Origin of the sequence: Lapidilactobacillus concavus DSM 17758, assembly GCF_001435835.1 — a bacterium.
Lineage (GTDB): Bacteria > Bacillota > Bacilli > Lactobacillales > Lactobacillaceae > Lapidilactobacillus > Lapidilactobacillus concavus.
Genome location: NZ_AZFX01000003.1, coordinates 125,119 through 148,455 on the forward strand (window position 1 = coordinate 125,119; position 23,337 = coordinate 148,455).

At 43.8% G+C, this 23,337-nt stretch carries 23 protein-coding genes and 1 other annotated feature; of the genes, 3 read left to right on the forward strand and 20 right to left on the reverse strand.

Annotation, left to right across the window (positions count from 1 at the left end; genetic code table 11):
* Nucleotides 1-12: 12 nt before the first annotated feature.
* The 6 genes from FC15_RS01090 to FC15_RS01110 all read right to left on the reverse strand — a co-directional run bounded on the left by FC15_RS01090 (nt 13) and on the right by FC15_RS01110 (nt 4,938).
* A complete protein-coding gene (locus FC15_RS01090; protein WP_057823064.1) occupies nt 13-984 on the reverse strand; it encodes an ROK family glucokinase in 972 nt (323 codons plus the stop codon).
* A 6-nt stretch (nt 985-990) separates the two neighbouring features.
* The gene (locus FC15_RS01095; protein ID WP_057823065.1) at nt 991-1,233 is read right to left on the reverse strand and encodes a YqgQ family protein; all 243 of its coding nucleotides are present in this window, start codon (nt 1,231-1,233) and stop codon (nt 991-993) included.
* Between the two features lies 1 nt (nt 1,234).
* The gene (locus tag FC15_RS01100) at nt 1,235-1,870 is read right to left on the reverse strand and encodes a rhomboid family intramembrane serine protease (RefSeq protein WP_057823067.1); all 636 of its coding nucleotides are present in this window, start codon (nt 1,868-1,870) and stop codon (nt 1,235-1,237) included.
* A gap of 49 nt (nt 1,871-1,919) precedes the next feature.
* The gene (locus FC15_RS01105; protein WP_057823069.1) at nt 1,920-2,477 is read right to left on the reverse strand and encodes a 5-formyltetrahydrofolate cyclo-ligase; all 558 of its coding nucleotides are present in this window, start codon (nt 2,475-2,477) and stop codon (nt 1,920-1,922) included.
* 90 nt (nt 2,478-2,567) lie between these two features.
* Nucleotides 2,568-2,717, reverse strand: a complete 150-nt coding sequence (gene rpmG, locus FC15_RS08925; protein ID WP_083479021.1) for a 50S ribosomal protein L33 — start codon at nt 2,715-2,717, stop codon at nt 2,568-2,570.
* 124 nt (nt 2,718-2,841) lie between these two features.
* Nucleotides 2,842-4,938 carry a peptidoglycan D,D-transpeptidase FtsI family protein gene (locus FC15_RS01110; protein WP_083479025.1) on the reverse strand — a complete coding sequence of 699 codons (2,097 nt, stop codon included), beginning with the start codon at nt 4,936-4,938 and terminating at the stop codon, nt 2,842-2,844.
* Nucleotides 4,939-5,088: 150 nt separating this feature from the next.
* Between FC15_RS01110 and FC15_RS01115 the strand changes: the two genes are divergently transcribed.
* Nucleotides 5,089-7,764: a YfhO family protein gene (locus FC15_RS01115; RefSeq protein ID WP_057823073.1), complete on the forward strand. Its 2,676-nt coding sequence runs from the start codon at nt 5,089-5,091 to the stop codon at nt 7,762-7,764.
* A gap of 184 nt (nt 7,765-7,948) precedes the next feature.
* On the opposite strand, the gene FC15_RS01120 is transcribed toward FC15_RS01115, so the two are convergent.
* The 11 genes from FC15_RS01120 to FC15_RS01170 all read right to left on the reverse strand — a co-directional run bounded on the left by FC15_RS01120 (nt 7,949) and on the right by FC15_RS01170 (nt 18,807).
* Nucleotides 7,949-8,581, reverse strand: a complete 633-nt coding sequence (locus FC15_RS01120; RefSeq protein ID WP_057823075.1) for a response regulator transcription factor — start codon at nt 8,579-8,581, stop codon at nt 7,949-7,951.
* Nucleotides 8,574-9,641 carry a sensor histidine kinase gene (locus FC15_RS01125; protein WP_057823077.1) on the reverse strand — a complete coding sequence of 356 codons (1,068 nt, stop codon included), beginning with the start codon at nt 9,639-9,641 and terminating at the stop codon, nt 8,574-8,576. Before FC15_RS01125 ends, FC15_RS01120 begins: the two co-directional genes overlap by 8 nt.
* Entirely contained in the window at nt 9,638-10,378 is a 741-nt protein-coding gene (liaF, locus tag FC15_RS01130) for a cell wall-active antibiotics response protein LiaF (protein WP_057823080.1), read from the reverse strand. The genes FC15_RS01125 and liaF overlap by 4 nt, the downstream gene beginning before the upstream one ends.
* A 196-nt stretch (nt 10,379-10,574) precedes the next feature.
* Nucleotides 10,575-11,048 carry a transcription elongation factor GreA gene (gene greA, locus FC15_RS01135; RefSeq protein WP_057823082.1) on the reverse strand — a complete coding sequence of 158 codons (474 nt, stop codon included), beginning with the start codon at nt 11,046-11,048 and terminating at the stop codon, nt 10,575-10,577.
* A 94-nt stretch (nt 11,049-11,142) separates the two neighbouring features.
* Nucleotides 11,143-11,775 carry a uridine kinase gene (gene udk, locus FC15_RS01140; RefSeq protein WP_235803300.1) on the reverse strand — a complete coding sequence of 211 codons (633 nt, stop codon included), beginning with the start codon at nt 11,773-11,775 and terminating at the stop codon, nt 11,143-11,145.
* A 171-nt stretch (nt 11,776-11,946) separates the two neighbouring features.
* Nucleotides 11,947-13,044, reverse strand: a complete 1,098-nt coding sequence (mltG, locus tag FC15_RS01145; RefSeq protein ID WP_146979098.1) for an endolytic transglycosylase MltG — start codon at nt 13,042-13,044, stop codon at nt 11,947-11,949.
* Between the two features lie 180 nt (nt 13,045-13,224).
* Entirely contained in the window at nt 13,225-15,639 is a 2,415-nt protein-coding gene (gene pheT / locus FC15_RS01150; RefSeq protein WP_057823086.1) for a phenylalanine--tRNA ligase subunit beta, read from the reverse strand.
* Complete coding sequence (gene pheS / locus FC15_RS01155) at nt 15,640-16,689, reverse strand: phenylalanine--tRNA ligase subunit alpha (protein ID WP_057823088.1); 1,050 nt, start codon at nt 16,687-16,689, stop codon at nt 15,640-15,642.
* Between the two features lie 60 nt (nt 16,690-16,749).
* Nucleotides 16,750-16,988: a binding site (T-box leader), on the reverse strand.
* 43 nt (nt 16,989-17,031) lie between these two features.
* Entirely contained in the window at nt 17,032-17,391 is a 360-nt protein-coding gene (locus FC15_RS01160) for a winged helix-turn-helix transcriptional regulator (RefSeq protein ID WP_057823089.1), read from the reverse strand.
* Nucleotides 17,392-17,411: 20 nt separating this feature from the next.
* Nucleotides 17,412-17,924, reverse strand: a complete 513-nt coding sequence (locus tag FC15_RS01165; protein ID WP_057823092.1) for an HD domain-containing protein — start codon at nt 17,922-17,924, stop codon at nt 17,412-17,414.
* 103 nt (nt 17,925-18,027) lie between these two features.
* A complete protein-coding gene (locus FC15_RS01170) occupies nt 18,028-18,807 on the reverse strand; it encodes a TrmH family RNA methyltransferase (RefSeq protein WP_057823094.1) in 780 nt (259 codons plus the stop codon).
* Between the two features lie 175 nt (nt 18,808-18,982).
* Between FC15_RS01170 and FC15_RS01175 the strand changes: the two genes are divergently transcribed.
* Together FC15_RS01175 and yidC are read left to right on the forward strand one after the other, a co-directional pair.
* Nucleotides 18,983-19,258, forward strand: a complete 276-nt coding sequence (locus FC15_RS01175) for an acylphosphatase (protein ID WP_057823096.1) — start codon at nt 18,983-18,985, stop codon at nt 19,256-19,258.
* Between the two features lie 137 nt (nt 19,259-19,395).
* Nucleotides 19,396-20,343: a membrane protein insertase YidC gene (gene yidC / locus FC15_RS01180; protein WP_057823097.1), complete on the forward strand. Its 948-nt coding sequence runs from the start codon at nt 19,396-19,398 to the stop codon at nt 20,341-20,343.
* Between the two features lie 167 nt (nt 20,344-20,510).
* On the opposite strand, the gene FC15_RS01185 is transcribed toward yidC, so the two are convergent.
* The 3 genes from FC15_RS01185 to FC15_RS01195 all read right to left on the reverse strand — a co-directional run bounded on the left by FC15_RS01185 (nt 20,511) and on the right by FC15_RS01195 (nt 23,018).
* Nucleotides 20,511-20,696 carry a phosphoglycerate mutase family protein gene (locus tag FC15_RS01185; protein WP_057823099.1) on the reverse strand — a complete coding sequence of 62 codons (186 nt, stop codon included), beginning with the start codon at nt 20,694-20,696 and terminating at the stop codon, nt 20,511-20,513.
* An 88-nt stretch (nt 20,697-20,784) separates the two neighbouring features.
* Nucleotides 20,785-22,305: a HAMP domain-containing sensor histidine kinase gene (locus FC15_RS01190; RefSeq protein ID WP_057823101.1), complete on the reverse strand. Its 1,521-nt coding sequence runs from the start codon at nt 22,303-22,305 to the stop codon at nt 20,785-20,787.
* An 8-nt stretch (nt 22,306-22,313) separates the two neighbouring features.
* Entirely contained in the window at nt 22,314-23,018 is a 705-nt protein-coding gene (locus FC15_RS01195) for a response regulator transcription factor (RefSeq protein WP_057823103.1), read from the reverse strand.
* Nucleotides 23,019-23,337 lie beyond the last annotated feature (319 nt).

Below are 23,337 nucleotides of genomic sequence, written 5' to 3' on the forward strand. Positions count from 1 at the left end.
TCGTAGACATCCTTAATCTTTGTTATTTTCTAACACTAATGACGCTGCACCAATGACGCCGGCTTCGTTACCCAACGTTGCCAAACGAATCTTGGTGTTTTCACGGACATTAGGGAAGGTATTCTGAGCGAAGGCAACACGTACTTTATCTAGCAAGAATTCACCAGCTGCACTGACGCCACCACCAACAACGATGAATGATGGATTCAAGGTATTGCCAATGTTTGCTAAAGCAAAACCAAGGTAGTAGCTGACACGATCAACAACTGCTGTTGCTAGAGGATCGCCCTCTTTTGCAAGGTCGAAGACAATCTTAGACGAAATTTCTTCACCAGCATCCAATAATTCCTTGAGTTTAGCCGTGCCAGCGTATTCTTCAGCCATATCGCGAGCAACACGCACAACACCGGTCGCAGACGCAACGGTCTCCAAACAACCATGCTTGCCACAGGTACACAGATAACCTTTAGGATCAACGGTCACATGACCAATTTCACCGGCAGAGCCTGAAACACCATGTAACAAACGATCATTTGCGATAATACCGCCGCCAATTCCCGTTCCTAAGGTCACGAAAGTCACATCAGGTTGATTATCACCGGCGCCCTTCCAACGTTCACCCAAGGCCGCGACGTTAGCATCGTTATCGATATAGAAAGGAATATGCGTTCCTGCTTCGATGTCGCGTTTAGGATAAACCAATTGCTTCCAGTTTAAATTAAAGGCACCAATAACAGTTCCATTCTCGCGATCAACGCTACCAGGAGAACCCATCCCAATGCCAGAGAACTGTGTTGGTTTCATGTCATAAATATCAAGATGATGATTGATTGATTCAATAATATCCGGAATAATATGACTGCCTTCATCCAGAATATTCGTTTCTTGACTCCAGCGTTGTTGAATCTCGCCCTCTTGATTTAAAATCGCGAATTTGATCGACGTACCGCCAAGATCGATCCCAATAATTTTTTGATCTTCCATGCTGTGCTATTGATCCTCCTTGAAATTGTCAGAACGTTTTAGTTCCAATTCGTGTTCATGTCTTAACACGATTTTTGCATGCATATAGATTGGGTCCGAGATCAAGCCGGCATCGTGTAGCTTCTGTAACTCCACACCAGTCATTTCAATGTCCCACAACCGTTTACCCATGTATACGTAGATACCAAAACGCTTTAATAATTGTTCAACATCATAGTAATGTCTGAATTGTAACTCATTATTCACCATATTAGCGTACCATTCCTAGCCAATATAAGAAAGCACAAATTGCTAAAAATAAGGCGGATGCGCCAATTTGCCAAATCACGCCTTTGCGTAATTTTTGACCAGGCAGCGCAAAGGCAATGATCAGCAGGAATCCACCAACCAAACCGCCGATGTGTCCCCAAATATCGATGCCTTGTGCAAAAACATCAAAAATCAGATTCAGCCCAGCCAACATAAGAAATTGACGTCCGGTTTGTTTAAAATAATAGCTGTCATCAAAGACGATCCCCAGCGCAATATAAACCCCGAATAAGCCAAACAAGGCCGTGCTTGCACCGGCGGACAATGCATTGCCACCAAATGCGAAACTCATCAAATTTCCACTGATCGCGCTCAAGAAATACACGAGGAAGAAACGCCAATGACCGATCATTTCTTCAACCGCGCCACCGATATAATATAACGTAAACGAATTGACGAGAATGTGCATGAAGCCAATATGAACAAATACAGGCGTAATCAGGCGCCACCACTGCCCAAATTTAACCATGGGATTAAATTTAGCGCCCCACTGGAGCAACACGAGACCATTTTCACTCCCGCCACTAAACGTCTCACCTGCAAAAACAATTAATTGAGCTGCTAAAATTAATAGCATCACCCAATTTAGTCCTCGAAAACGACGTGTCCAACGATTAGTCAAGCAATCACGATCCTTTCGCAACTAACACACGATTGATTAAACGATCATGCGGATAGGTTGTCCATTCCGGCGATTCGAAGGCCATAAACGGAAAAGCCAGTGAAATCGTCGTTGCTGGATACTTGGCAAGAAAGCGATCATAATAACCGCCACCAAAACCAACCCGCCAATGTGGATAACTCGTGTAGCCTAATCCAGGTACAATGATCAAATCCAAATAATTATTGGTTGATTCTGGATTCTCGAGTGGCTCTAATACGCCAAACTTCGAACGCTCTAGTTTATCTCCTTTAGCGTATTGGATGAAATTCATCTGATGACCCTCAGGATTCGTTCTCGGAAGATAAACTTCCTTTCCCTGCTGCCAAGCTTCCTTGATGATTGGCAACGTGTTGATCTCAAAAACATTGCTGTAGGTCACCCCGATTGAATCTGCGGCTTGAAAGTCGGGATCTGCGAACAATTGGTCATAAAGATCATGCTCATATTGTTTGCGGGTTGTTCGATCGAGTTGTTGCATTTTTTCAATTTGTTGCTGTCGCAATTCTTTCTTTTTGACCATCTTTTATCCAATCCGATAAAGAAAGAATGGCCGATTCACATAAAGTGAATCAGCCATTCTGGAGCCTTAATGACCCACGATTTATCTCAGTTATTTGGTTTCGCGATGCAAAGTAACTTTACGTTCACGAGGGCAATACTTCTTTAATTCTAAGCGATCTGGATTGTTCCGCTTATTCTTATTTGATAAGTAAGTCCGTTCATGACATTCAGTGCATTCCATAGTAATATGAACTCTCATATGTGACCCTCCATTCTGATGAACTCCGTGGTACTCACGACTCTAACAAGTATAGCAGAAATTAATCGTGAATACCATAAAATTTATCTTCATTTTTCAATTTTTGATCATTTTTTATTGACGGTTAATCTTTACCCTCGATCTTGAAATAATCCGTAAACATTTGCTTAGCTAAATTCATGGTGTAAGTCGACGCACTCGACTTAGTAAAGTTCGGAAACATGACCGCAATGGCGATCTTTGGGTTGTCAGCTGGTGCATAGCCAATGAACGAATGTGACGTCGTTTCTGGCGGGTTAGGATTGTTGGGATTGTCCTGATCATAATAGAATGATTGAGCCGTCCCTGTCTTCCCAGCAACTTTAGGATCGAGACCCTTTAAGGCATGTGCGGTGCCATACGAATCAGTGCCGTTGACTGCATTGTACATCCCGGTTTTGACAACATTTAATTGCGCACTCGTAAATGCTACCTGATTGAGAACAACGGGTTGATGTTGATAGATCACATCCCCCTTTTTCCCAGATTCGGTTGTCTTCTGAATCGAATTAACCAGATAAGGTTCCATTCGATAACCACCGTTAGCAACTGTGGAAACATATTGTGCCACCTGGATCATCGTGTAGGCATCATAGTTCCCGAAGCTCAAGTCTAGCGCACTACCATATTTTACTTGATCATATTCATTCGTTGTTGAGCCCAAGAAGCCATTAACTTCACCGGGTAAGTCGATCCCGGTCTTGTAACCCAGACCGAATTGTTCGAAATTGCCACGCATCTTCGAGAAGATATCGTTGTCCATCTTAATATAAGATTTTGGTCGATAAGTCGCGTGTCCTTCGAGCAATGCTAAATGCATCATGTAAGTGTTACTCGAAATCTCCAGCGCACGCTGTGCGGTCATCGTACTGAAGGTTCCAGCAGGATACCATGACTTCTTGATAGGCGTACCTGGTAAATAAATGGCATCATCTGGCAACGTGGTGTTGTTCGGGGTGATGACTCCAGACATCAAGGCCCCGAGAACCGTTGCTGGCTTCACAACCGACCCCATGACAAACGTCCGGTTGATCACACCTAGCGCATCATCGGTTATCTTACCCGTCTTAGGATTATTCTGGAGACCCGCCATTGCTAAAATCGCACCCGTCTTAGGATTAATAGCAACCGCATAAGCCCCGTCTGAATAGCCCGTTGCTCCCGCTCGTTTGGCAGCCATAAAGTTGCTTTGCAAAGCTTGTTCGACTTTGGTTTGATAATTAGAATCGATTGTTAAGTTTAGATTACTCCCCTTGGTTCCAGCGTATTCTGTGACTTCTTTTAAAACTTGATTATTATTATTGACCGTGACCTGCTTCTGCGACTTGGTCCCGCGCAAAATCGATTCGTATTGTTTCTCAAGATAACTATTTCCCACACGATCATTGCGTGAGTAGCCAGTGGCCAGCATCTCTTTCAAGGTATCGGCTGGCAATCCCTGTTTCTCAGTCGTGACATTACCTAATATACTGCTGATTGTGTTGCCATTTGGATAACTACGGGTCCAATTAGTTCCAACACCCACACCAGGTAATTCAGACAAGTGTTCACCAATCTCCGCAATCTCGGTCTGTGTGACCTGATCATCCTTCAAATAGACCGTAGACAATTGGAAAGCCGAAGCCATCTTACTATAAATAATCGCGACTTGCTTCTGCTTTGCAGTCAAATCGAGCTTCATCTGATCGATGACATATTTACTGGCATTATGATAGAGTTTACTCTCTGGTAGGTTATCGCCAGTTGCGGTGTATCGTTGCGCCCGTGGTAACTTTTTTAATATTGCCTTATAGTGATCCGAGTTTGCCAAATAGTAGTCAGCAACATCTTGCTTCTGTAATTTTGAGTCCGGAACTGTTAAATAATTGGTTAATTTTTGCGCAGTGACTAGCATTTCACCACTGCTGACACTGATACTTTTAGTATAGGTAATCGCGTTCTCGGCTTGATTGCCAACTAGTGTCCGTCCCTGGGAGTCATAAATCATTCCGCGAGGCACATTACCGCTCACAACTGTTTTGTCCGTACTTTCGATTTCAGCCTCGAATTTATCACCGTAAACAATTTGCAAATAGCCGAGTTGAGCGACTAAAATAGCTAGTAATAGAAAGGCAATAAACAGTAAAAGATTCAGTCGAAATCTTAATGGTGATTTCTTGGATTTGGTTTTGCTACGACGCATCATTTGATGGGCGTTCCCCTTTCTAATTGCTGTCCCAATTCTAACAAAAAAAGCCGGTACTGACAAAGCCTGCCGGTAGATTTCACTAATTTTTATCAATTCAGGGCAAATCAGCCCTCTTTTGCGCCAATCTGATCGAAGGAGATTCCAATGGCTCAAATTCCACGTCATTTTTCACACCAACATGATTACTCGTCTCGCCTGATTTATCTGGTCAGTTTTTTGATTCCTGCCTTAACTGTCTTCTTATACTTTTTAGTCCAAAAAACATTTCCTTTTGGTCATCATACCTTGTTGACCACTGACCTAGGGCAGGAATACATCGACTTCTACAGTTATTACCGCCGCGTGATCTTGGGTCATCCCGATCAGTTGATGTACACGTTTAGCAGTAGCATGGGTGGACCTATGCTGGGCACTTGGAGCTACTATCTGCTCAGTCCATTTAATTTACTCATGTTATTAACGCCTGGCAAGTGGTTGCCTGCGGGTGTCTGGCTGATTACCATTTTAAAGCTCGGCAGCTGCGGCTTGACCATGGCGATTTACTTAAATCACCATCGGCCGCAATTAAGCCGATTACTCAAGATTGCACTGGCGGTCGCCTATGCGTTGTGCGGCTATAATACCGCTTATCAGCTCAACATCATGTGGCTGGACGGCGTCTATCTACTGCCACTCTTGTTATTGAGCCTTGAATATCTCGTCAAAAAGCAGCGTTGGTGGCCTTATTTCTTAACCTTAGCTTTTAGTCTATTCACCAATTATTACATTGGGTACATGCTTTGTCTGTTCAGTATTCTATATTTTGCTTACTTACTACTGATCAGACATCCTTTCAAACCCAAGCTCGGCCAAAACATCCTTGCATTTGCCGGTGGATCGATCGCCGCTGGGCTCATCAATGCATGGCTGCTGATTCCCACCTATCTCGAGTTAAAAACGACAAAGGCAACCTATAATGCCATCAGCATTCACTGGAACGTCGAATATAATCCGCTGAAACTCCTCACAAAACTCGCAAACGGTAGCTATAGCTTCGACCAAATGTCATCCGGGCAAGCCAACATCTTCACGGGTGGGCTGGTCTTGTTACTGGCGCTGCTCTTCTTCTTACAACCGCAAATTGCCTGGCGACAAAAATTGACGGCCGGATTAATGAGTCTCTTTTTGATCGCCTCATTTTTTATTGAGCCGCTCGACTTACTCTGGCACGGGGGACAATTCCCTGTCTGGTATCCGTCCCGGTTTAGTTTTATCTTCAGTGCTTGGCTGATCGTCTTAGCCAGTGAGGCACTCTGCCAACGAGTGGCGCTAAAATTGTGGCAATTAACGGTCATTGGGGGTAGTTTGATTGCCTGGTGTGCCTACCTTCTGCTAAACACGAGCACCTACGAATACCTCACAATCAACAACGCAACCGTTAGTGTCGTCATTGGCATTGCAAGCTTCTTCCTGTTGATCTTCTACTTTTCTCCACAACGTAGTCAGATCCTCTTGATCGTGATGTCACTGGTCCTGATTGGCGATTCGATTGCGAACTATCGGGCGTCTCTCGATCAAATTTCTTACACGGATCAGTCGGAATACTGGAATTATACGGCAATTGTCAATGATGCTGTGAAAAAGTTACCAACAAATCGCCTCACAACCTCACGGCTTGAAAAAACATTCAACCGCACAAACGATGATCCCATGCAATTCGGATACGCAGGCGGTGCTCACTTTAATTCCATGCAAAATCCAATCATTGGGCGTTTTTATGACAAGATTGGTCAAGCTGCCGGTGATAATTTTGTTAACTATAAGTATGGCACGATGGTGACTGACAGCTTGCTTGGTTTCAAGACTTGGCTCGATCGTGATCCGGACAACGACTTGTTACCAGCTGTATCTGGCCTGCAAGCCGGCTTGTCCATCAGTTCATGGCGCCCCGATGTTCAAAATTACCCGCTCACGACACAAAGCGGACCGATCTTCATTCGTAATAACCCACAAGCATTGAACTTGGTTTTCGGCGCTGATCAGGCCATTCTCAAGACAAAACTCACGACTGGCCAACCCATTCTGAATCAAGAGCGTATCGTCAATGATCTCGTGAGCAGTCAGTCTTATCACACCCTCTTCCGCACGGTTAACTTTGAGCAGGTCAACTTAGTGAACGTGAAACGCAATGCACAGATTCCAGACGCCACCTACACGAAAACCAAGAATGATCTACCGGCGTCCGTCACGTTCACCTTCAAACCGACGACAAATGACGCGTACTATCTCAGCCTCGGAAGTAACGTCAATGATGAGCAAGTCGATGTGACAGTGAGCGGTGATCACGTTCCAATTAACGAAAACTTTCGCGATACGATTTTGTTAAATGTAGCTAACCGTGAAATCAACAAAACCGTTAAAATACAGATCAGCTTCAAGAAGCCAAGTGTTTGGTTACAAGCACTCAGCTTATATCAACTCGATAACGCCGCCGTTAAGCAGGCATTTACACAGCTCCAGAAACGAAATGCCAAACTGACACAAGTTAGTGGGGCAACTGTCAAAGGAATGCTCACCACGGAATCTGGGCAAGTGCTGATGACCACCATTCCCGATAATGAAGGTTGGCAATTAACCGTTGACGGCAAAAAATTGCCATTGGAGAAGACGCTCGACACATTTCTATCGGCTAAACTCAGCGCCGGTAAACATCACTTCGAGCTGCATTATGAACCTAATGGCTGGCGATTAGGCTGGGTAATCACATGCTTAACTGCCATCAGTCTAATCATTTTTTACCTCATCCAACGGCGCCGAACACGCTATCACCATCGCCATTAATCTCTTTGATTAAGACAGTGGCACTCATCCTACCAAAACCAAAAAGCCATTCAGACTTAAATTCAGGAATGAATTTAAGTTGAATGGTTTTTTATTGATTTTGCGGATCAATTGGTTATTTCCGGCAACCATAACCTCTAATTTATCTGACAGTCTGGTGTGTTTCAATTCTATGTGCACTCACTTACTTTGCTAAATGATGTTGAAACGCATAGATTGCAGCTTGCGTGCGATCTTCAACTTGTAACTTGGCGAGAATATTTGAAACGTGCGTTTTAACTGTCTTCAAGGTGATGAAAAGCTCATCCGCAATTTCTTTATTACTCTTCCCCTGTGCAATTAGCAACAGCACTTCACGTTCACGTGCCGTTAAATCCTCATAAAGTTGTGGCTGATTACGTTGCGACATCCGGTTCATCATCTTGGTGGTAACTTCAGGTTCTAGCACCGATTCACCATTAGCCGTCGCGCGAATCGTTTTGGCAATTTCTGCTGCAGTTGAGGTTTTGAGTATGTAGCTTGCAGCGCCTGCTTCGATTGCAGGATAAACTTTTTCGTCATCAATGAAACTCGTCAAGATAATAATCTTCGCCTGAGGCCATTGCTTCAAAATTTCTTTAGTCGCTTCGATCCCATCCATTTCAGGCATAACCACGTCCATTAGGATGGCATCTGGATGTAATTCAAGCGCCTTCTCGACGCCTTCTTTACCGTTTTCTGCCTCAGCAATCACCGACATATCAGGTTGAACCGAGAGATACGTTGAAATTCCGAGCCGTACCATTTCGTGGTCATCAACAATTAATACTTTAATCATGGCTTTCCTCCATTACAATGGGCACACGAATTTCTACACTCGTGCCTTCATTCTTGAAACTAATAATTTTAATCGTGCCGCCGACAGATTCCGCGCGCTCCTTGATGTTAGTAAGGCCATAACTACCGGCTTTTTCTTGTTGCTCCATGTCGAACCCGACGCCGTTATCAACCACACGTAGGACCACCGTTTGACCAACCTGCTTCAAATAGACCTGCATTTGATCGGCATTCGCATGTCGCAGGGTATTCGACAGCAACTCTTGCACAATTCGAAAAAGATTGTCTTCTACTCCAGATTGTAACTTAACTTCATCCATTTCCCAAGAAATTTTAATTTTGATCTTGGTTTGTAATTCCTTCAATAACTGGATAATGCCTTCTTTGAGTGAACGACCTTCCAAGCTTGTTGGGCGTAAATGCAATAACAGCGCCCGCATCTCAGACTGTGCTTGATTGATCACATCTTCAATTTTAGTAATCAGCTGCTGGTAACTCTCAGCAATTTGGTTCTGCCGCGCTGATTCATTTAAGGCTGACAACATCATCATTGCCGCAAATAATTGTTGTGAAACGGAATCGTGTAACTCACGCGCCAGCCGATGACGCTCACCTTCCAAAATTTCTTCACGGGTGTCACCCTCGAAGCGCAAAGGTTGGTTCGAATAGACTTGTAACTCCTGCTGCAAACTGATAATTTTCTCATTCAACTGTTGATAGCGTTCTCTAATTGGTGCTTCTTGTGCGAGGTTATCGACACCACCATTAACTTCTTGCTCAATATAGGTGCCGTGAAGGATGCCATTGATGGCGGCAAGCTGACGGCGAATCGATTGGCGAAAGAGCCAGTTAACCAGTAAAACGATCAACAAACTGAACAATGCCGCACCGACCACGAGATAAAAAATCAAAGGGAGATTGAAGAATTCATTCATTAAAGTTAGACGTAATAATCCCCAATTTTGGCCAACACCTGCCATGCTAAGAATTGGAATCATGCAAAAAATCAAGGTGCCCAGCATGACCAGCGTGAATAACCAAACGCTTCGTAAACGGCTCATACGTAGACCACCTCCAGGTTCCCGACTAAGATGCTCGTCACAATACGGATGCGCCGCTCGCTCTTTTGGTAGTCTGGGGTTTTAATTTGGAGTGTTTGATTCTTGAGTGGGTGCCGCTGATCTGAAAACTTCACATCACCCATAAAAGTGGCGTGTTCTAAGTAAACACCAGTTCCGAAAGGCACCAAAATTCTCGTGTTCCCGAACCCCTTCTGTAGGATCACAACGTTCTCTCGGTTAACAGGTAATAGTGTATTACCCAGGTCGATAATCGTATCGCCAGCGAGTTCCTTAAGATTGACATCGTGCCATTGATAAACTTGATTACCAATTGTTTGATCACCCAACCATTGATTGGTCGTCATCTGCCATTCATCAGTCTCCGCTTCGGGGTTCGAATCGATCTGAGGGGCAACATATTTCTTCCTTTGCCAGAAGAAGTGATTGCCCTCACCAAATAGACGCGGCAAAAAGACAATTGCCCCGATCAGCAATAAGAACATGAGCAGCCAGAACGCTTCGTTCGAGGCCAACCCAACAATCATTAGAAAGATAGCCAAGAAGAGTAGCATGGTATTATTTTTTTTATGTTGTTGTCGTCGTTTATTGATCAACAGTAAAACTAAAATACTGATGATCACCAGTACTAATGAAGAAGGCGTACTAAAAACTTGCCAACCTAGAAAAATAAAGCTGGCAGCCACAATGATACTGAAAAAAGCGAGCATTTTTTGCATATGCCTCATCCTCATCCCCAAAAATCACTTTACTCTATTATAACAAGCCATTTCGACATGACCATCTGTCTAGAGACCTAGTTTCACGAATGATCCTAATTGCTTGCTCATTGAATTTGTGTTGAATTAATCTCATCCGGACAAACGAAAAAGACTTGTCACAGGAAACCGCAACAAGTCTTTCTATTCAAAATCATTACTTGACTTCGGTGATCTTCACGTCAAATGAACCACCAGGGGTTTCGATACTGACCGTGTCACCCTTCTTCTTGCCAATCAAAGCCTTAGCAATTGGTGAATCATTACTGATTTTACCTTCGCTTGGATCGGATTCTGCCGCGCCAACAATGGTATAAGACTCTGGTTCTGTCTCGCCCACCTCAACAAATGTGACATGACGGCCAATCGAAACTTCATCAGGTGCAACTTGGCTGGCATCGACGACTTGCGCATAATGCAGCATCTCTTCGATTTGGCTAATTCGAGTTTCAGTTACACTCTGCTCATCTTTGGCAGATTCATATTCTGAGTTTTCAGATAGGTCACCGAAACCACGAGCAACCTTGATTCTTTCAATCACTTGAGGCCGCTTGACTGTTTTTAGCGTTTCGAGTTCCTTCTCAAGCTTAGCCTTGCCTTCTGTGGTCATTGGAAAAACTTTATCGGGCATTTCATACACCTCTAGATTTAATAATAAAAATCAATCTCACAATTGATATTCAAGATAATATCATATGTGCAAGATCAATATTTGTCAAATGATTTTAGATATTTTCTTTTGCCATTTTTAAAATCGAGCGTACCTTGGTGACTAATAAATCGACGGCTACACTATTCTGGCCACCTTCTGGGATAATCACATCGGCATAACGCTTCGTGGGCTCGATAAATTGGTGATACATGGGCTTAACCGTTTTTAAGTATTGGGTGAAGACACTATCCAAACTACGGCCACGCTCATGAATATCACGTTGTACCCGTCTCAAAAGCCGAATATCATCGTCGGTATCAACGTAGACTTTAATATCCATCAAATCGCGTAATCGTTGATCATCAAGGATCAGAATGCCTTCCAAAATAATAACATCTTTGGGTTCCTGATGACGTTTCTCCGAAGATGGATTACGCAATGAGTAATCGTAGATGGGAAGATCAACTGCTTCTCGATTCACCAATTGTTGCAACTGATGCAACAACAAGTCAGTGTCGAAAGCCAAAGGATGATCGAAGTTGATTTGTCGCCGTTGTTCAATTGGCAACTCGGAATATTTGTAGTAGGCGTCCTCTTGGATCATGGCTACCGAGTGATCGGCAACACTCTCATAAATTTTCTGGCTGACAGTCGTTTTGCCACTACCGGAACCACCTGTCACGCCAATAATAATCGGTTTTCGCACGATGCAACTCCTTACGTTGATTCTTTTGTTTATTGTCAATGCCGGTCACATAAAATCACAATTCAACTCTGCGAGTAAACGCTCGAACAGACTGCACACGGATTAACGCGCACAGTCTGTTAGTCGCATAAATCACTTCAGACAAACTGCTAATTACATCTCAGCATAAACCTACTGATCAAGGCTAGAATTGGTTTGTAAATGTTCTTGATAAGTGTGTGAATAGTAAACTTTACCTGTCTTCAGGTTGGCGACAAAGTAGAGGTAATTCTGATCACGATCACTTGGTGCTAAGACAGCACGAATCGATTGCAAACTTGGCGAGTTAAATGGTCCTGGACCATAACCCGTGTGAACATACAAGTTATATGGTGAATCGACTGACGTATCTTTATTGGTTAAGCTTTCCTTGTGTGTATTCAAGGCATACATGACCGAAATATCCGACTGAATTGGCATATTGATTGCCAAACGATTAAAGAAGACACCTGCGATCTTTTTACGATCGGATTCTTGCACCCCTTCACGCTCAACCAACGAAGCCAGTGTCAACGTTTTTTGCACTGTGAGATCTTTTTCAGCAATGGTCGTGTAATAAGGAGCGAGTCTCTCATCGGTGGACTTAACCATCTCAGTGACTAATTCCTTCAAGCTCTCACCCTCATACACCGTATAAGTTAATGGGAAGAGATAGCCTTCTAAGTGATAACGAACGCCCTGAGCCGACATGGCCGACTTCAATAATTGTGGATATTTTTTCTCTAACGACTTCAAGAAGGATTCGTTCTTCATCAAGCTGAGGAATTGTTGCTTTGACCATTTCGTATTCTTGCCAACGGTTGTTGCAATGTCTTCAAGCATGACACCTTCTTTGATCAGCACCTTGCCAACCACTTTTCGTTCCGAGTGCCCTTTTTGCAACTGACTGATAATCTGATCCAAAGTCATCGATGGACTGAAATAATACTTACCAGCTTGAAAGTCGGTAAAATTATGCATCTTCACATAATAATTGAAGACTGTCGCACTCTTGATGACATGACTGCTTTCCAATTTAGCAGCAATCTGTTTATTGCTTGATCCAATTGGAATCTGTACCGTCACTTTTTTCTCATTGTTCTGGTCAAGTGGCCGTAACGATTGCTTAACGTAACGATAGGTCATCAGCCCAACAATGACTAGCAAAATAGCAATGATACTAATGATCCAATAAACTAAGCGGTGAACAGCTCGACTTTCGGCGGCTAATCTGCGCTTTTTTTCATTCATATCTGATGGTTGTTCTGAACGCTTAGGTTCATGATTTTCCTCTCGAGAAGCCAACGTAGACATCCTCCCTTAAAACTATCTTGTCCCATTATACCAAAAAGGGGCGCGATTCACCCCTTTTTAACGAAGATTTAATAATGATGAGTCGGTCAGATCGAACTTCCCCTTAATGCTGCCCTTTTAACGTATCTGAGCGTTTATTTCAGTTTGTAATGCGGTCTGAATCTTGGTCATTGCTTGTGTGACTTGATCATCAGTTAGTGTCGCAATTGGGTTTTGGAAGTGCAACCGGTAAGCTAACGACTTCTTATGCACGCCAATTGCTTCACCTGTGAAGACATCGAAAATCTGCACATTCTGCAGATAATTGCCGCCATTGGTAGTAATTAGATCGGCAATTTCTGCATTCGTCACTTGATGATCCACGATCAATGCCATGTCGCGCTCGACTGCGGGGTACTTGGCTGCAGATTCAGAAACGAGTGGCTTCTGTTCTTGGTCGAGTAGTACTTGCAAGTTCAGCTGCAGCACATAAGTCGGTGGTAACTGACGATCGTGTTGGAGGCTTGGATGAATTTCTCCGATGAATCCTAATTCTTGATTGCCAATCATCAACTTAGCCGCACGGCCGGGATGTAATTCGGGCAACAACTCATCTGTTTGGTAACTGACACGATCAGCTAAGCCAAGAGTCGTCAATAAGTTGGTCAACGCGCCTTTCAGATCATAAAAATCAACCGGACGTGCTTTTTCGATCCAACTTTCGTCAACGACATTACCGGACCACAATGCGGCGACTGTTGGGACTTCGAGTGGTTGCTGGTTCTCATCGACCTGTCGGAAAACATTCCCCTGCTCAAAAATCGCGACATTGCTTTGTTGACGTGCCAAGTTATATTTCAAGTCATTCAGCAAACCACTGATTAAGTTTTGACGTAAAACGGCGTGGTCCTGCGTCATCGGCCAAGACAATTTAATTTTAGCGGTTGGATGTGCAGTAAATGCCGCCGCCTCGTCATCCTTGACAAGCGCATAACTAATGACTTCATCGAGTCCATTGGCCAACAAACTTTGTCTAACTTCGCGAATCAGCAACTGTTTGCGATTATAACCGCCAACAGTTTGAACACCAACAGGTAACGTACTTGGTAGCTGATCATAGCCATGCAAGCGAGCGACTTCCTCAATCAAGTCGGCTTCGATAAAAATATCCCAACGGCGTAACGGAACGGTGACTTCATATCGATCGGCTTCTAATTGATGCTCGAAGCCTAAATCGGATAAAATCCCGCCAATTTCTGCCGTCGTGATTTCTGTTCCTAAAACATGGTTCACATGTTTAGGATCTAATGCCAATTTTCTCTCTACTGGCAATTCTTGATGACCAACTAAAATACCGCGACTCGACTCACCCGCAGCAATTTCCTCGAGCAATTGAGCCGCCCGTTGTAATGCTTCTGTCGTTGATCCCTGATCGATTCCTTTTTCAAAACGGGTTGAAGCTTCTGTATGCAAATTATGGCGTTGTGCTGTTTTACGAATTGAGGTGCCATCAAAAACAGCTGATTCCAAGACAACATTTTGCGTTTCGGTGGTGATCTCACTCGTTAAACCACCCATCACCCCGGCGATTGCAACTGGTTTTTGACCATCGGTGATCACCAGATCATCGCTGGTTAATTCACGAGTTTCCCCATCGAGTGTCACGATAGGTTCTTGATCCTGCGCACGACGAACAAGGATTTGGTGCGACGTCAATTTATCATAATCAAAGGCATGTAGTGGCTGACCATATTCCAACAAAACAAAATTAGTCACATCGACCACATTGTTGATCGGACGAATGCCATTATTCCATAGGCGAATCTGCAGCCAAAGTGGGCTCGGTTGGATTTTGACCTTTTGAACGACTTTCAATAAATACTGCGGAACAAGTGATTTTTCTGCAACAGACACCTGTAATAGACTATCTGTAGTGATCTGGCTCTCGGTCACCTTAACCTCGGGGAATTGTGGGCGTTCATGTAGCATCGCGCCAACTTCCCACGCAGCCCCGTGCATACCGAGCGTATCCGCACGATTAGGCGTGATATCGAAGTCGATCATGCGGTCATCCATTCCTAGCAATGGAAAGACAGGTTGCCCCGCTTCTTCAGCTTCTGGAAAAACAAAAATACCATCCTGATAAGCTTTTGGCACGACACTGTCACTGAAGCCAATTTCTTGTAGTGAACAAATCATCCCTTCAGACGCTTGACCACGCATCTTGCCGCGTTTGATTTTAACATTGCCGGCAATTCTTGAGTTGGGTAGTGCCACGATCACATATTGATCCGCAGCCACATTGGGCGCACCACAGACGATCTGTACGGGCTCATCTTCGCCGATATCAACTTGACAGAGGGTCAGATGATCCGAATCTGGATGAGGTTCAGTCGATAAAATATGGCCAACGACAATTTTTTTCAAACCTTGGTCGGGTGCAATCACACTTGCGACTTCAATTCCTGTCAATGAAACTTGATCAGCAAGCTTTTGCGGATCAATCTCGTGTAGATTGACGAATGAATTGAGCCATTGATATGAAATTTTCATTTATTTGACCTCCTGTTGGAACTGTTGCAAGAATCTTAAGTCGTTTTGATAGAATTCACGAATATCGTTGATCCCATATTTCAACATGGCAAAGCGATCAGGCCCTAGTCCAAAAGCAAAGCCCCCATAAACTTCGGGATCGACGCCGGCACTCTTCAGGACATTAGGATGCACCATGCCAGCCCCTAAAACTTCGATCCAGCCGGTATACTTGCAGACACTGCAACCTTCGCCGCCACAAGCAAAACAAGAAATATCAACTTCAATTGATGGCTCAGTAAATGGGAAATAGCTAGGGCGGAGACGAATTTGACGTTCATTGCCGAAGACATGACGTGCAACAACCTCGAGCGTCCCCTTCAAGTCGGCCATCGTCACGTGTTTATCGATCACGAGCCCTTCAATCTGGTGGAACTGGTGTGAGTGAGTCGCGTCATCCGTGTCCCGACGATAAACACGGCCGGGGCTGATCATCTTCAGCGGCCCCTTGCTAAAGTCATGCGACTCAAGCGTCCGCGCCTGATTAGGAGACGTATGTGTCCGCATCAATAACTCATTAGTAATATAAAAAGTATCCTGCATGTCACGCGCGGGGTGATTCTTAGGGATGTTCATCATCTCAAAGTTATAATGATCGGTTTCGACTTCGGGACCGTCGATCACTTCATAGCCCAACCCGACGAATAAGTCTTCAAGATCATCAATCATCTGATTTAAGATATGCGGTGTCCCAGTTTTGACTGGACGGCCGGGCAATGTCACATCGATTGTTTCATGCTTGAGACGTTGTTGTAATGCCAATTGATCCATAACCTGGACTTGTTTCTCAATCGCACCCGCAATTTCTTGCTTGATTTCGTTCGCAAACGCACCAACCTTAGGCCGCTCATCGACCGATAAATCTTTCATACCGCGTAAAACTTCGGTAATGGGTCCTTTTTTACCCAGAAGCTTTACACGGATCTGATTTAATTCCTGCGCATCTTTCACATTTTGAATCTGTTCAAGACCTTGTGCTTTTAACTGCTCAAGTTGCTGTTTTAATCCCATTTGATAACCCTCCATTGATTGACTATTTTGTCGTTTCAACGCATAAAAAAAGCCCGCCCACAAAGGGACGAGGCATCGCGGTACCACCCTATTTTTGAAATTCTCGCCATGAGAACCTCAACACTTAAATTCTTAACGCCGAACCGCGTAACTCCCTACTCATGGCCGCTTAATCGACCATCTCGTTCAGGAACTCACTCCGAAAGGAATTCATTATCGATTTCAGTAATGATCTTTCAGCAATTGATCATCTCTCTGAACTGTTCTCAATAATTACTATCATTCATCATCGCTCTATTTATTCGAATAAATGACTATACCCTAATATTACATCAGTTCTTTTTAAGACGCAACGGATTCCCATGTATCGGCCCATTGATGAACGGCATCCATCACAGGCATTAAGGCGCGTCCCTTATCAGTCAATGAATAAGTCACCTGATGGCCTTCACATGAAGAAACTCGGGTCACGATACCTTCACCCTCAAGTTCTTTCAGACGTTCCACTAAAACACGATCTGAACATTTGGTCACTGACTTTGCAAGATCCTTGAAACGTAATTGATCGTTTTCACAGAGGACACTGATGATCAGACCGTTCCACTTTTTGCCTAGTAATTCAAATGTCTTTTCAAATCTCGGACAGATTTGACACGGCCCGTCAACATCGACGGTGGTTGCAAATACATGTTCTTGCAGCATGATTATTCCTCCTAGATTAATTAATGGCTATTTTTAATGAATGAAAAAGATTTCCCAATTCGGTGACGTAATACACCCTGCCAAGGTACCGAAACCTCCTTGACGGCGACGTAATCATCCACTAACGACACGATCCAGCTCTCCCGATATTTCGGAAACGCCATCGTGGCACCAAACATGTGCTTGATGATAATGTCTTTCTCTTTTGGTGAGAGATCCGTCAACCGCTCGGCATTTCGCAATGCAATTCGCGGATGAATGTAGGCGTGTGTCCCAGAACTAAACTTCGTCGTCCGCCAATCATAGTAGAACAAATCATGCAATAATCCCGCACGTGCCGTCGCACGATAATCGAGATGTTGCTTCTTCGCGATGAGATAACTGTAATAAGAAACACGCAAGCTATGTTGTAAGCGATCGGTATAATGATGTTGCGTGTACAACGCCAACTTTTGAACCTGCGGGGTCGCCAACAAATCTGCAATTAAAACCAAGTAATCCTGATCGTCTTGCCAAGGTTGATCTACGTTCATTTACAAGCTCCTTGTTTTTTAACCTACTAACAGTGTCATTAATTGTCATTGTAGCAACTTTTTTCAGAAAAAGAAACTATTTAAGCTTACATAAAATAAGTTGCTACTGCATCTGCAACTGATACATGATAACCGCTGCGGCAATTGCAACGTTTAGCGATTCCGCATTGCCAAAAATTGGCAGATATAAATTATCGTCAGCTAATTCTGCTAACTCTGCCGACAATCCATGTGCCTCATTACCCATCATCAGCAAATACCGTTGGTCGACTAATTTCACCTGCCGAATATCGGTTGCATGTTCATCAACTAGGGTCCCGAACAACCGGTACCCCTTCTCGCGCTGGGTAGTCAAGAATCTAGTCAAATCCGCAAGTTGAATGACCTGCAAATGAAATTGACTCCCTTGCATCGAGCGTACCACTTTACTATTGAAGGGATCGATTGCCCCATCAGAGAAGACGACCCCGGCAAAACCCGCAGCATCAGCAGTTCGAACCATCGTCCCTGCATTCCCTGGGTCAGCCACGCGATCTAAAACGAGCCATGGCTTGTCACTATCGAAACTGATTGCCGTGGCATTGGGTAACTTGGCAACCGCAAATAAGCCATCGGTATTGACCGTATCGCTTAAAACCTCGGCGATTTGCGGGCTGACTTCTAGTAGCGTCAGCTTAAAGCGATCCGCAAAAGGCGCCACTAACGTCAGATGATCGGCAACTGACAAAATCGTCAAAATCTCTTCCGGGCGATTATTCAGCGCCTCCATGATCACATGCGCGCCCTCCAACAAATAGGTCTGAGTCTGTTGGCGATACTTTTTTTGTTTTAATTTATTAATTTGTTTAATCTGCTCATTCTTTGTCGATTCAATTTTCTGCATATTATTCCTCACCTGTTGTTTTCTATCATACCAGATTATTTTCATGACAGACACTTTCATTGTACTAAAAAAAACATTTTGCTAAACTAGATGCAGGTAAAACTTGTGTTGCACACAAGCCTGTGATTAATGTCGTGGTGACATCGTGTGTCTAAATATGAGAGAGGTGATTATAATGCGTCGTGGTGTTAAATTAGTCGTTTACGGACGTGTTCAAGGCGTAGGTTTTCGCTGGATGACAAAAATGGTGGCTGATCAGTTACACATTGTCGGATTGGCAACCAATCAAGACGATGGCAGTGTTTATATTGAAGCAAGCGGTGAAGAAGATGAACTCAACGAGTTTATTGCTGCCATCAAAGCCTCGCCGACGCCCAGTGGTCACGTTGAACGCGTTGAACAAACAACCATCGATCCTCAATCCGCTTTTGGCAAGTTCAAAGTGAATTGAGGAGTGGTTTTCAAGCCATTATTGACTTTAATTCATTGAACATTGTTAATAATCCACTAATTCCCTTAGACACACTGGAAATCTCAGGCAACATTAGGTATAGTTGTTTTTTGAGAAGTGTAGAAAGGGATTTTTTTATGAAAAGAAAGCAAAAAATAATCATCCTCGCGAGTTTATTCGCGGTTTTAATGCTCGTTTTAAGTGGTTGTGCCAATCAATACCAGAATCTCAAAGCCCCGACAGGTTTCTTTTATGGATCGATTTACAAGTACCTCGCGATCCCCATGCAAAAACTGATCCTTTGGGTCGGCGATGCCATTGGTGGTGCGAATGGTTATGGTTGGGGTGTCATCGTAATTACCTTGGTTGTACGGTTGATTCTATTGCCAATCATGCTGAACCAAGTCAAAAAGTCGACGCGTCAAACTGAAAAAATGAACGCCGTACGTCCACAAATCGATTTGATCCAGAAACATCGCGCTGGCGCCAGTACGGAAGAGTCTGCTAGAATCAGCCAATTGACGATGCAAGTTTACCAGAAGAACAACTTGAGCATGACTGGCGGTTTGGGCTGTTTACCAATGTTGATCCAACTTCCAATTTTTGCAGCACTTTATCAAGCTGTCCAATTCTCACCAGTCTTGGCGAAGCAAACGTTCCTTGGCGTCCCACTAGGTAAACCAAGTTTGATTTTCGCAATCATCGCAACATTATTCTACGTGGCTCAAAGTGGCTTATCTCTGATTGGTATTCCAGAAGCACAACGTCGGCAAATGATGATGATGCTGGTCTTAAGTCCCGGGATGACCTTCTTCATCAGTATCTTTGCACCCTCCGCACTGGCCCTCTACTTCTTGGCCGGTGGGATCATCATGTTAGTTCAACAAGTGCTAACCACCTTTGTCATTCAACCTCAAATCAAAAAAGCGGTGGATGCCGAATTGAAGGAACATCCAATTGTGACGGTCGTCGATGAGCATACTTTCGCCGCTCAAGAGGCCACGAAACCTGCCGTTAAAGCAGAATCGCAACAATTACATCAAGACTTACGCGCACGCAACGCGGGTAAACAAAAGAGAAATTAATGCCTGAAAACTTTAATCATAAAATGAACGCCCTTAAATTGGAAGTAGCCAATTAAGGGCGTTCATTTTATTTGTGATGCGGATTGGCCGTCTAAGTCACCATAATGACACGCTCTGATTCGAAAATCCGCTAGCCGTTTTTGCGCTGGAAATGCAAGCGACGCCGTTTAGACCGCTCGTGTCAAATCTGACGTGAAAACCACGTCGAAGTTTTGAATAATTGATGTTTGCCCTAATTGTTTGGCCTGTGCAATACCCACTGAATTCAGAGGAACATCGTGCCAGCCACTCGCAAGTTGTGCCGTATTATCAGCCGTTGATCCATAGACAAAATAAACAATTGTTGTTGCCATTTGACGCCCCACAATCTTTATTGATTGGCATTAAAAACGTGTCGTAGTCATCAACCACGACACGCTAATCAATCTCGTTTAGTTACTTTTATGACGTCGGAGTATTTTCCTCTTCGGCATCTGAATTTTCAAAAGTTGGTAAAATCGGTAAAGAAACCTTGAAGATTGAACCCGATCCTTCGACACTGTCGACCGTCAACTCACCACCATAAGCCTTGACCAAACGAAACGCAATTGAAAGCCCGAGGCCATTACCACCACGCTCACGTGAACGCGCCTTGTCGACGCGATAGAAGCGGTCAAAAATACGTTGCTGATCTGTGGGCGAGATACCCAATCCGAAATCTTGAACTAAAATCTTGATGTGTTGCTGATCTCGGTCTGCACTGAGATGGATTTCCTTGCGCGTTGCCGAGTATTTGATTGCATTATCCAACAAGATCACCAGAATTTGTTCAAGGTGATTGCGATTCATTCGAACCGAAACCTCATTGTCCAGGTCAACATCAGCCATAATCGAGAAGTCTTGATGCAACATCTGAATATTGTCGACAATTTGCATGATGACTTCGCGAACATCAGTCACTTCTTGTACATTTTTTTGTTCAACTTGTTCAGCACGTGTTAACTGTAACATTTCTTCGATCAACGAATTCATTCGACTTGCTTCCTGTGAAGCCGCCGCTAACGACTCTGCCAATACCTCAGGATCATCCTTACCCCAGCGATTCAAGAGTTGTAAATGGCCCTGGATTACTGCAACGGGCGTTCGTAACTCATGAGACACATCTCCGACAAATTCCTTCTGCTGTTCGATATATCGCTGAACCTGATCCAGCATTGAGTTGAATTGGTCGGCTAAATCATTAATTTCGTCATTCCCGGGCATCTCCGGAATTCGAGCAGACGATTCTGGTGATCGATCGACTTTTTGAATCGTTTCTGAAATCATCTTGATGCGTTTCGACAGTCGGTAAACAATTGTGTAGCCAACAAAACCACTGAACAAAACCGCAATCACGACGAGCACAAACATTTGTAAACGCAACTCTTCCGCTGAACGCCGCACATTATCCATTCGATTGGTTAAGAAAACATAGCCGATTAAATCATAACTTGACTGCTGATAGATTGGCAGTGTCACCACGATAGTTGAACGGCCATCTACACGAACTAACTCTTCACGTCTCTCCTCAACTGGTTTGAAAGCCACTTTGGGTTTCTGCGAGGCAAAGATTTGTTTTGCGTTTTGATTATAAATGACAATATTGAAGTCGGTTCGCGAGAGCTGATTTACGATAGAATCCTGTGAGAACTTCGCTGCGGCATCCTGACTTGTCGCACCATAATATTCCGGTACCAACAGTGGTAGCACTGCACGCCCTTTTAAACCGCCTTTAACATCACTTAGACGATCTGCAATCAACTTAGCCGTTTCATCCGTCGACTGTTTCTCTTGAGTCACCAAGTTGTTGTAGAAAGAAGCATACAGAATGCTAGCAAAAATCATAAACGTCAAAAAAATGGTCAGGCCTACAGCCAACGACCATTTAATTCGCAACGTGAACCGAAATTTCTTTTTTTGAGTTTGTTGCGGTTCTTTTTTCAAAAAATCACCTACGAATGCATGACATAACCGGTACCACGAACCGTTTGAATGTAACTCCGACGGTTTGGTCGGTCAATTTTATTACGCAAGTAGCGAATATAGACATCAACAACGTTGGTCGCCACTTCCTCGTGATAACCCCAAACATTCTTTAAGAGATCATCGCGGGCCACAACCGTGTTTGCGTTCTCGATCAGAATCAACAACAAAGAGGCCTCGCGCTTCGAGAGTTGAATAATCTCATTGCCACGAATAACCGTTCTGGTTTGTGGTTCGATAATTAAATCGCGGAAGACAATCTGTTGCTGTTCAGCCTTTTGCTTCTGCTGACTGGTTTCGGAGCGACGAAGCAAGGCACGCAAGCGAGCGAGCAATTCTTCAATGGCAAATGGCTTAACCAAATAGTCGTCGGCGCCATCATCCAACCCAGCCACACGGTCTAAAACAGAATCCTTCGCGGTGACCATGATAATTGGCGTTGTCTTCTCTTTACGAATTCGACGACAAACTTCAAAGCCATTCAAGTCAGGCAACATCAGATCGAGTAAAATAATATCCCAGTCTTGACCAAGTGCTAGATCCAAGCCGGCACGGCCATTACCCTCAACACTTGTCTCATAACCTTCATGAGACAATTCCAAGTCCAAGAAACGAGCCAAGTTCTTCTCGTCTTCAATGATCAATACCTTTTTACGCGCGTCTAATTTAGACAACCCCTATCATAAATGCAAGATTAGATTTTTTTGATAATTTAACCGAACATTAAATCGTTTTTCTTCTCATATTCTTTTAATATATTAGAATTCCGCCAAAATGTCAACCATTATTTCATAAATCCGGTGATGTTTTAGGCTTTCATGCTAGATTCTTCATCGCGTCTGATGACCTGAATGTGAAGGCCCAGTCTGTATCTAAAATTACCGAGCTGGTAGCAGTATTTTGGAATTAATTATAAAAAAAGCCCATCCTCATCAACCGTACAATACCCCTTAGGGTTTACACTTTAAATAATAAAAGTGTGAATCCTAGGGG

Coding starts and splice junctions, on each gene's coding strand:
- liaF (WP_057823080.1), bottom strand. CDS start 10,378: ATGCAAAAAATGCTCGCTTTTTTCAGTATCATTGTGGCTGCCAGCTTT.
- FC15_RS01175 (WP_057823096.1), top strand. CDS start 18,983: ATGCGTCGTGGTGTTAAATTAGTCGTTTACGGACGTGTTCAAGGCGTA.
- mltG (WP_146979098.1), bottom strand. CDS start 13,044: ATGAATGAAAAAAAGCGCAGATTAGCCGCCGAAAGTCGAGCTGTTCAC.
- pheS (WP_057823088.1), bottom strand. CDS start 16,689: ATGGGATTAAAACAGCAACTTGAGCAGTTAAAAGCACAAGGTCTTGAA.
- FC15_RS01125 (WP_057823077.1), bottom strand. CDS start 9,641: ATGAGCCGTTTACGAAGCGTTTGGTTATTCACGCTGGTCATGCTGGGC.
- yidC (WP_057823097.1), top strand. CDS start 19,396: ATGAAAAGAAAGCAAAAAATAATCATCCTCGCGAGTTTATTCGCGGTT.
- FC15_RS01160 (WP_057823089.1), bottom strand. CDS start 17,391: ATGCTGCAAGAACATGTATTTGCAACCACCGTCGATGTTGACGGGCCG.
- FC15_RS01105 (WP_057823069.1), bottom strand. CDS start 2,477: ATGGTCAAAAAGAAAGAATTGCGACAGCAACAAATTGAAAAAATGCAA.
- greA (WP_057823082.1), bottom strand. CDS start 11,048: ATGCCCGATAAAGTTTTTCCAATGACCACAGAAGGCAAGGCTAAGCTT.
- pheT (WP_057823086.1), bottom strand. CDS start 15,639: ATGAAAATTTCATATCAATGGCTCAATTCATTCGTCAATCTACACGAG.
- FC15_RS01120 (WP_057823075.1), bottom strand. CDS start 8,581: ATGATTAAAGTATTAATTGTTGATGACCACGAAATGGTACGGCTCGGA.
- FC15_RS01095 (WP_057823065.1), bottom strand. CDS start 1,233: ATGGTGAATAATGAGTTACAATTCAGACATTACTATGATGTTGAACAA.
- FC15_RS01115 (WP_057823073.1), top strand. CDS start 5,089: ATGGCTCAAATTCCACGTCATTTTTCACACCAACATGATTACTCGTCT.
- FC15_RS01100 (WP_057823067.1), bottom strand. CDS start 1,870: ATGCTATTAATTTTAGCAGCTCAATTAATTGTTTTTGCAGGTGAGACG.
- FC15_RS01165 (WP_057823092.1), bottom strand. CDS start 17,924: ATGAACGTAGATCAACCTTGGCAAGACGATCAGGATTACTTGGTTTTA.
- FC15_RS01170 (WP_057823094.1), bottom strand. CDS start 18,807: ATGCAGAAAATTGAATCGACAAAGAATGAGCAGATTAAACAAATTAAT.
- FC15_RS01185 (WP_057823099.1), bottom strand. CDS start 20,696: ATGGCAACAACAATTGTTTATTTTGTCTATGGATCAACGGCTGATAAT.
- FC15_RS01110 (WP_083479025.1), bottom strand. CDS start 4,938: ATGCGTCGTAGCAAAACCAAATCCAAGAAATCACCATTAAGATTTCGA.
- FC15_RS01090 (WP_057823064.1), bottom strand. CDS start 984: ATGGAAGATCAAAAAATTATTGGGATCGATCTTGGCGGTACGTCGATC.
- rpmG (WP_083479021.1), bottom strand. CDS start 2,717: ATGAGAGTTCATATTACTATGGAATGCACTGAATGTCATGAACGGACT.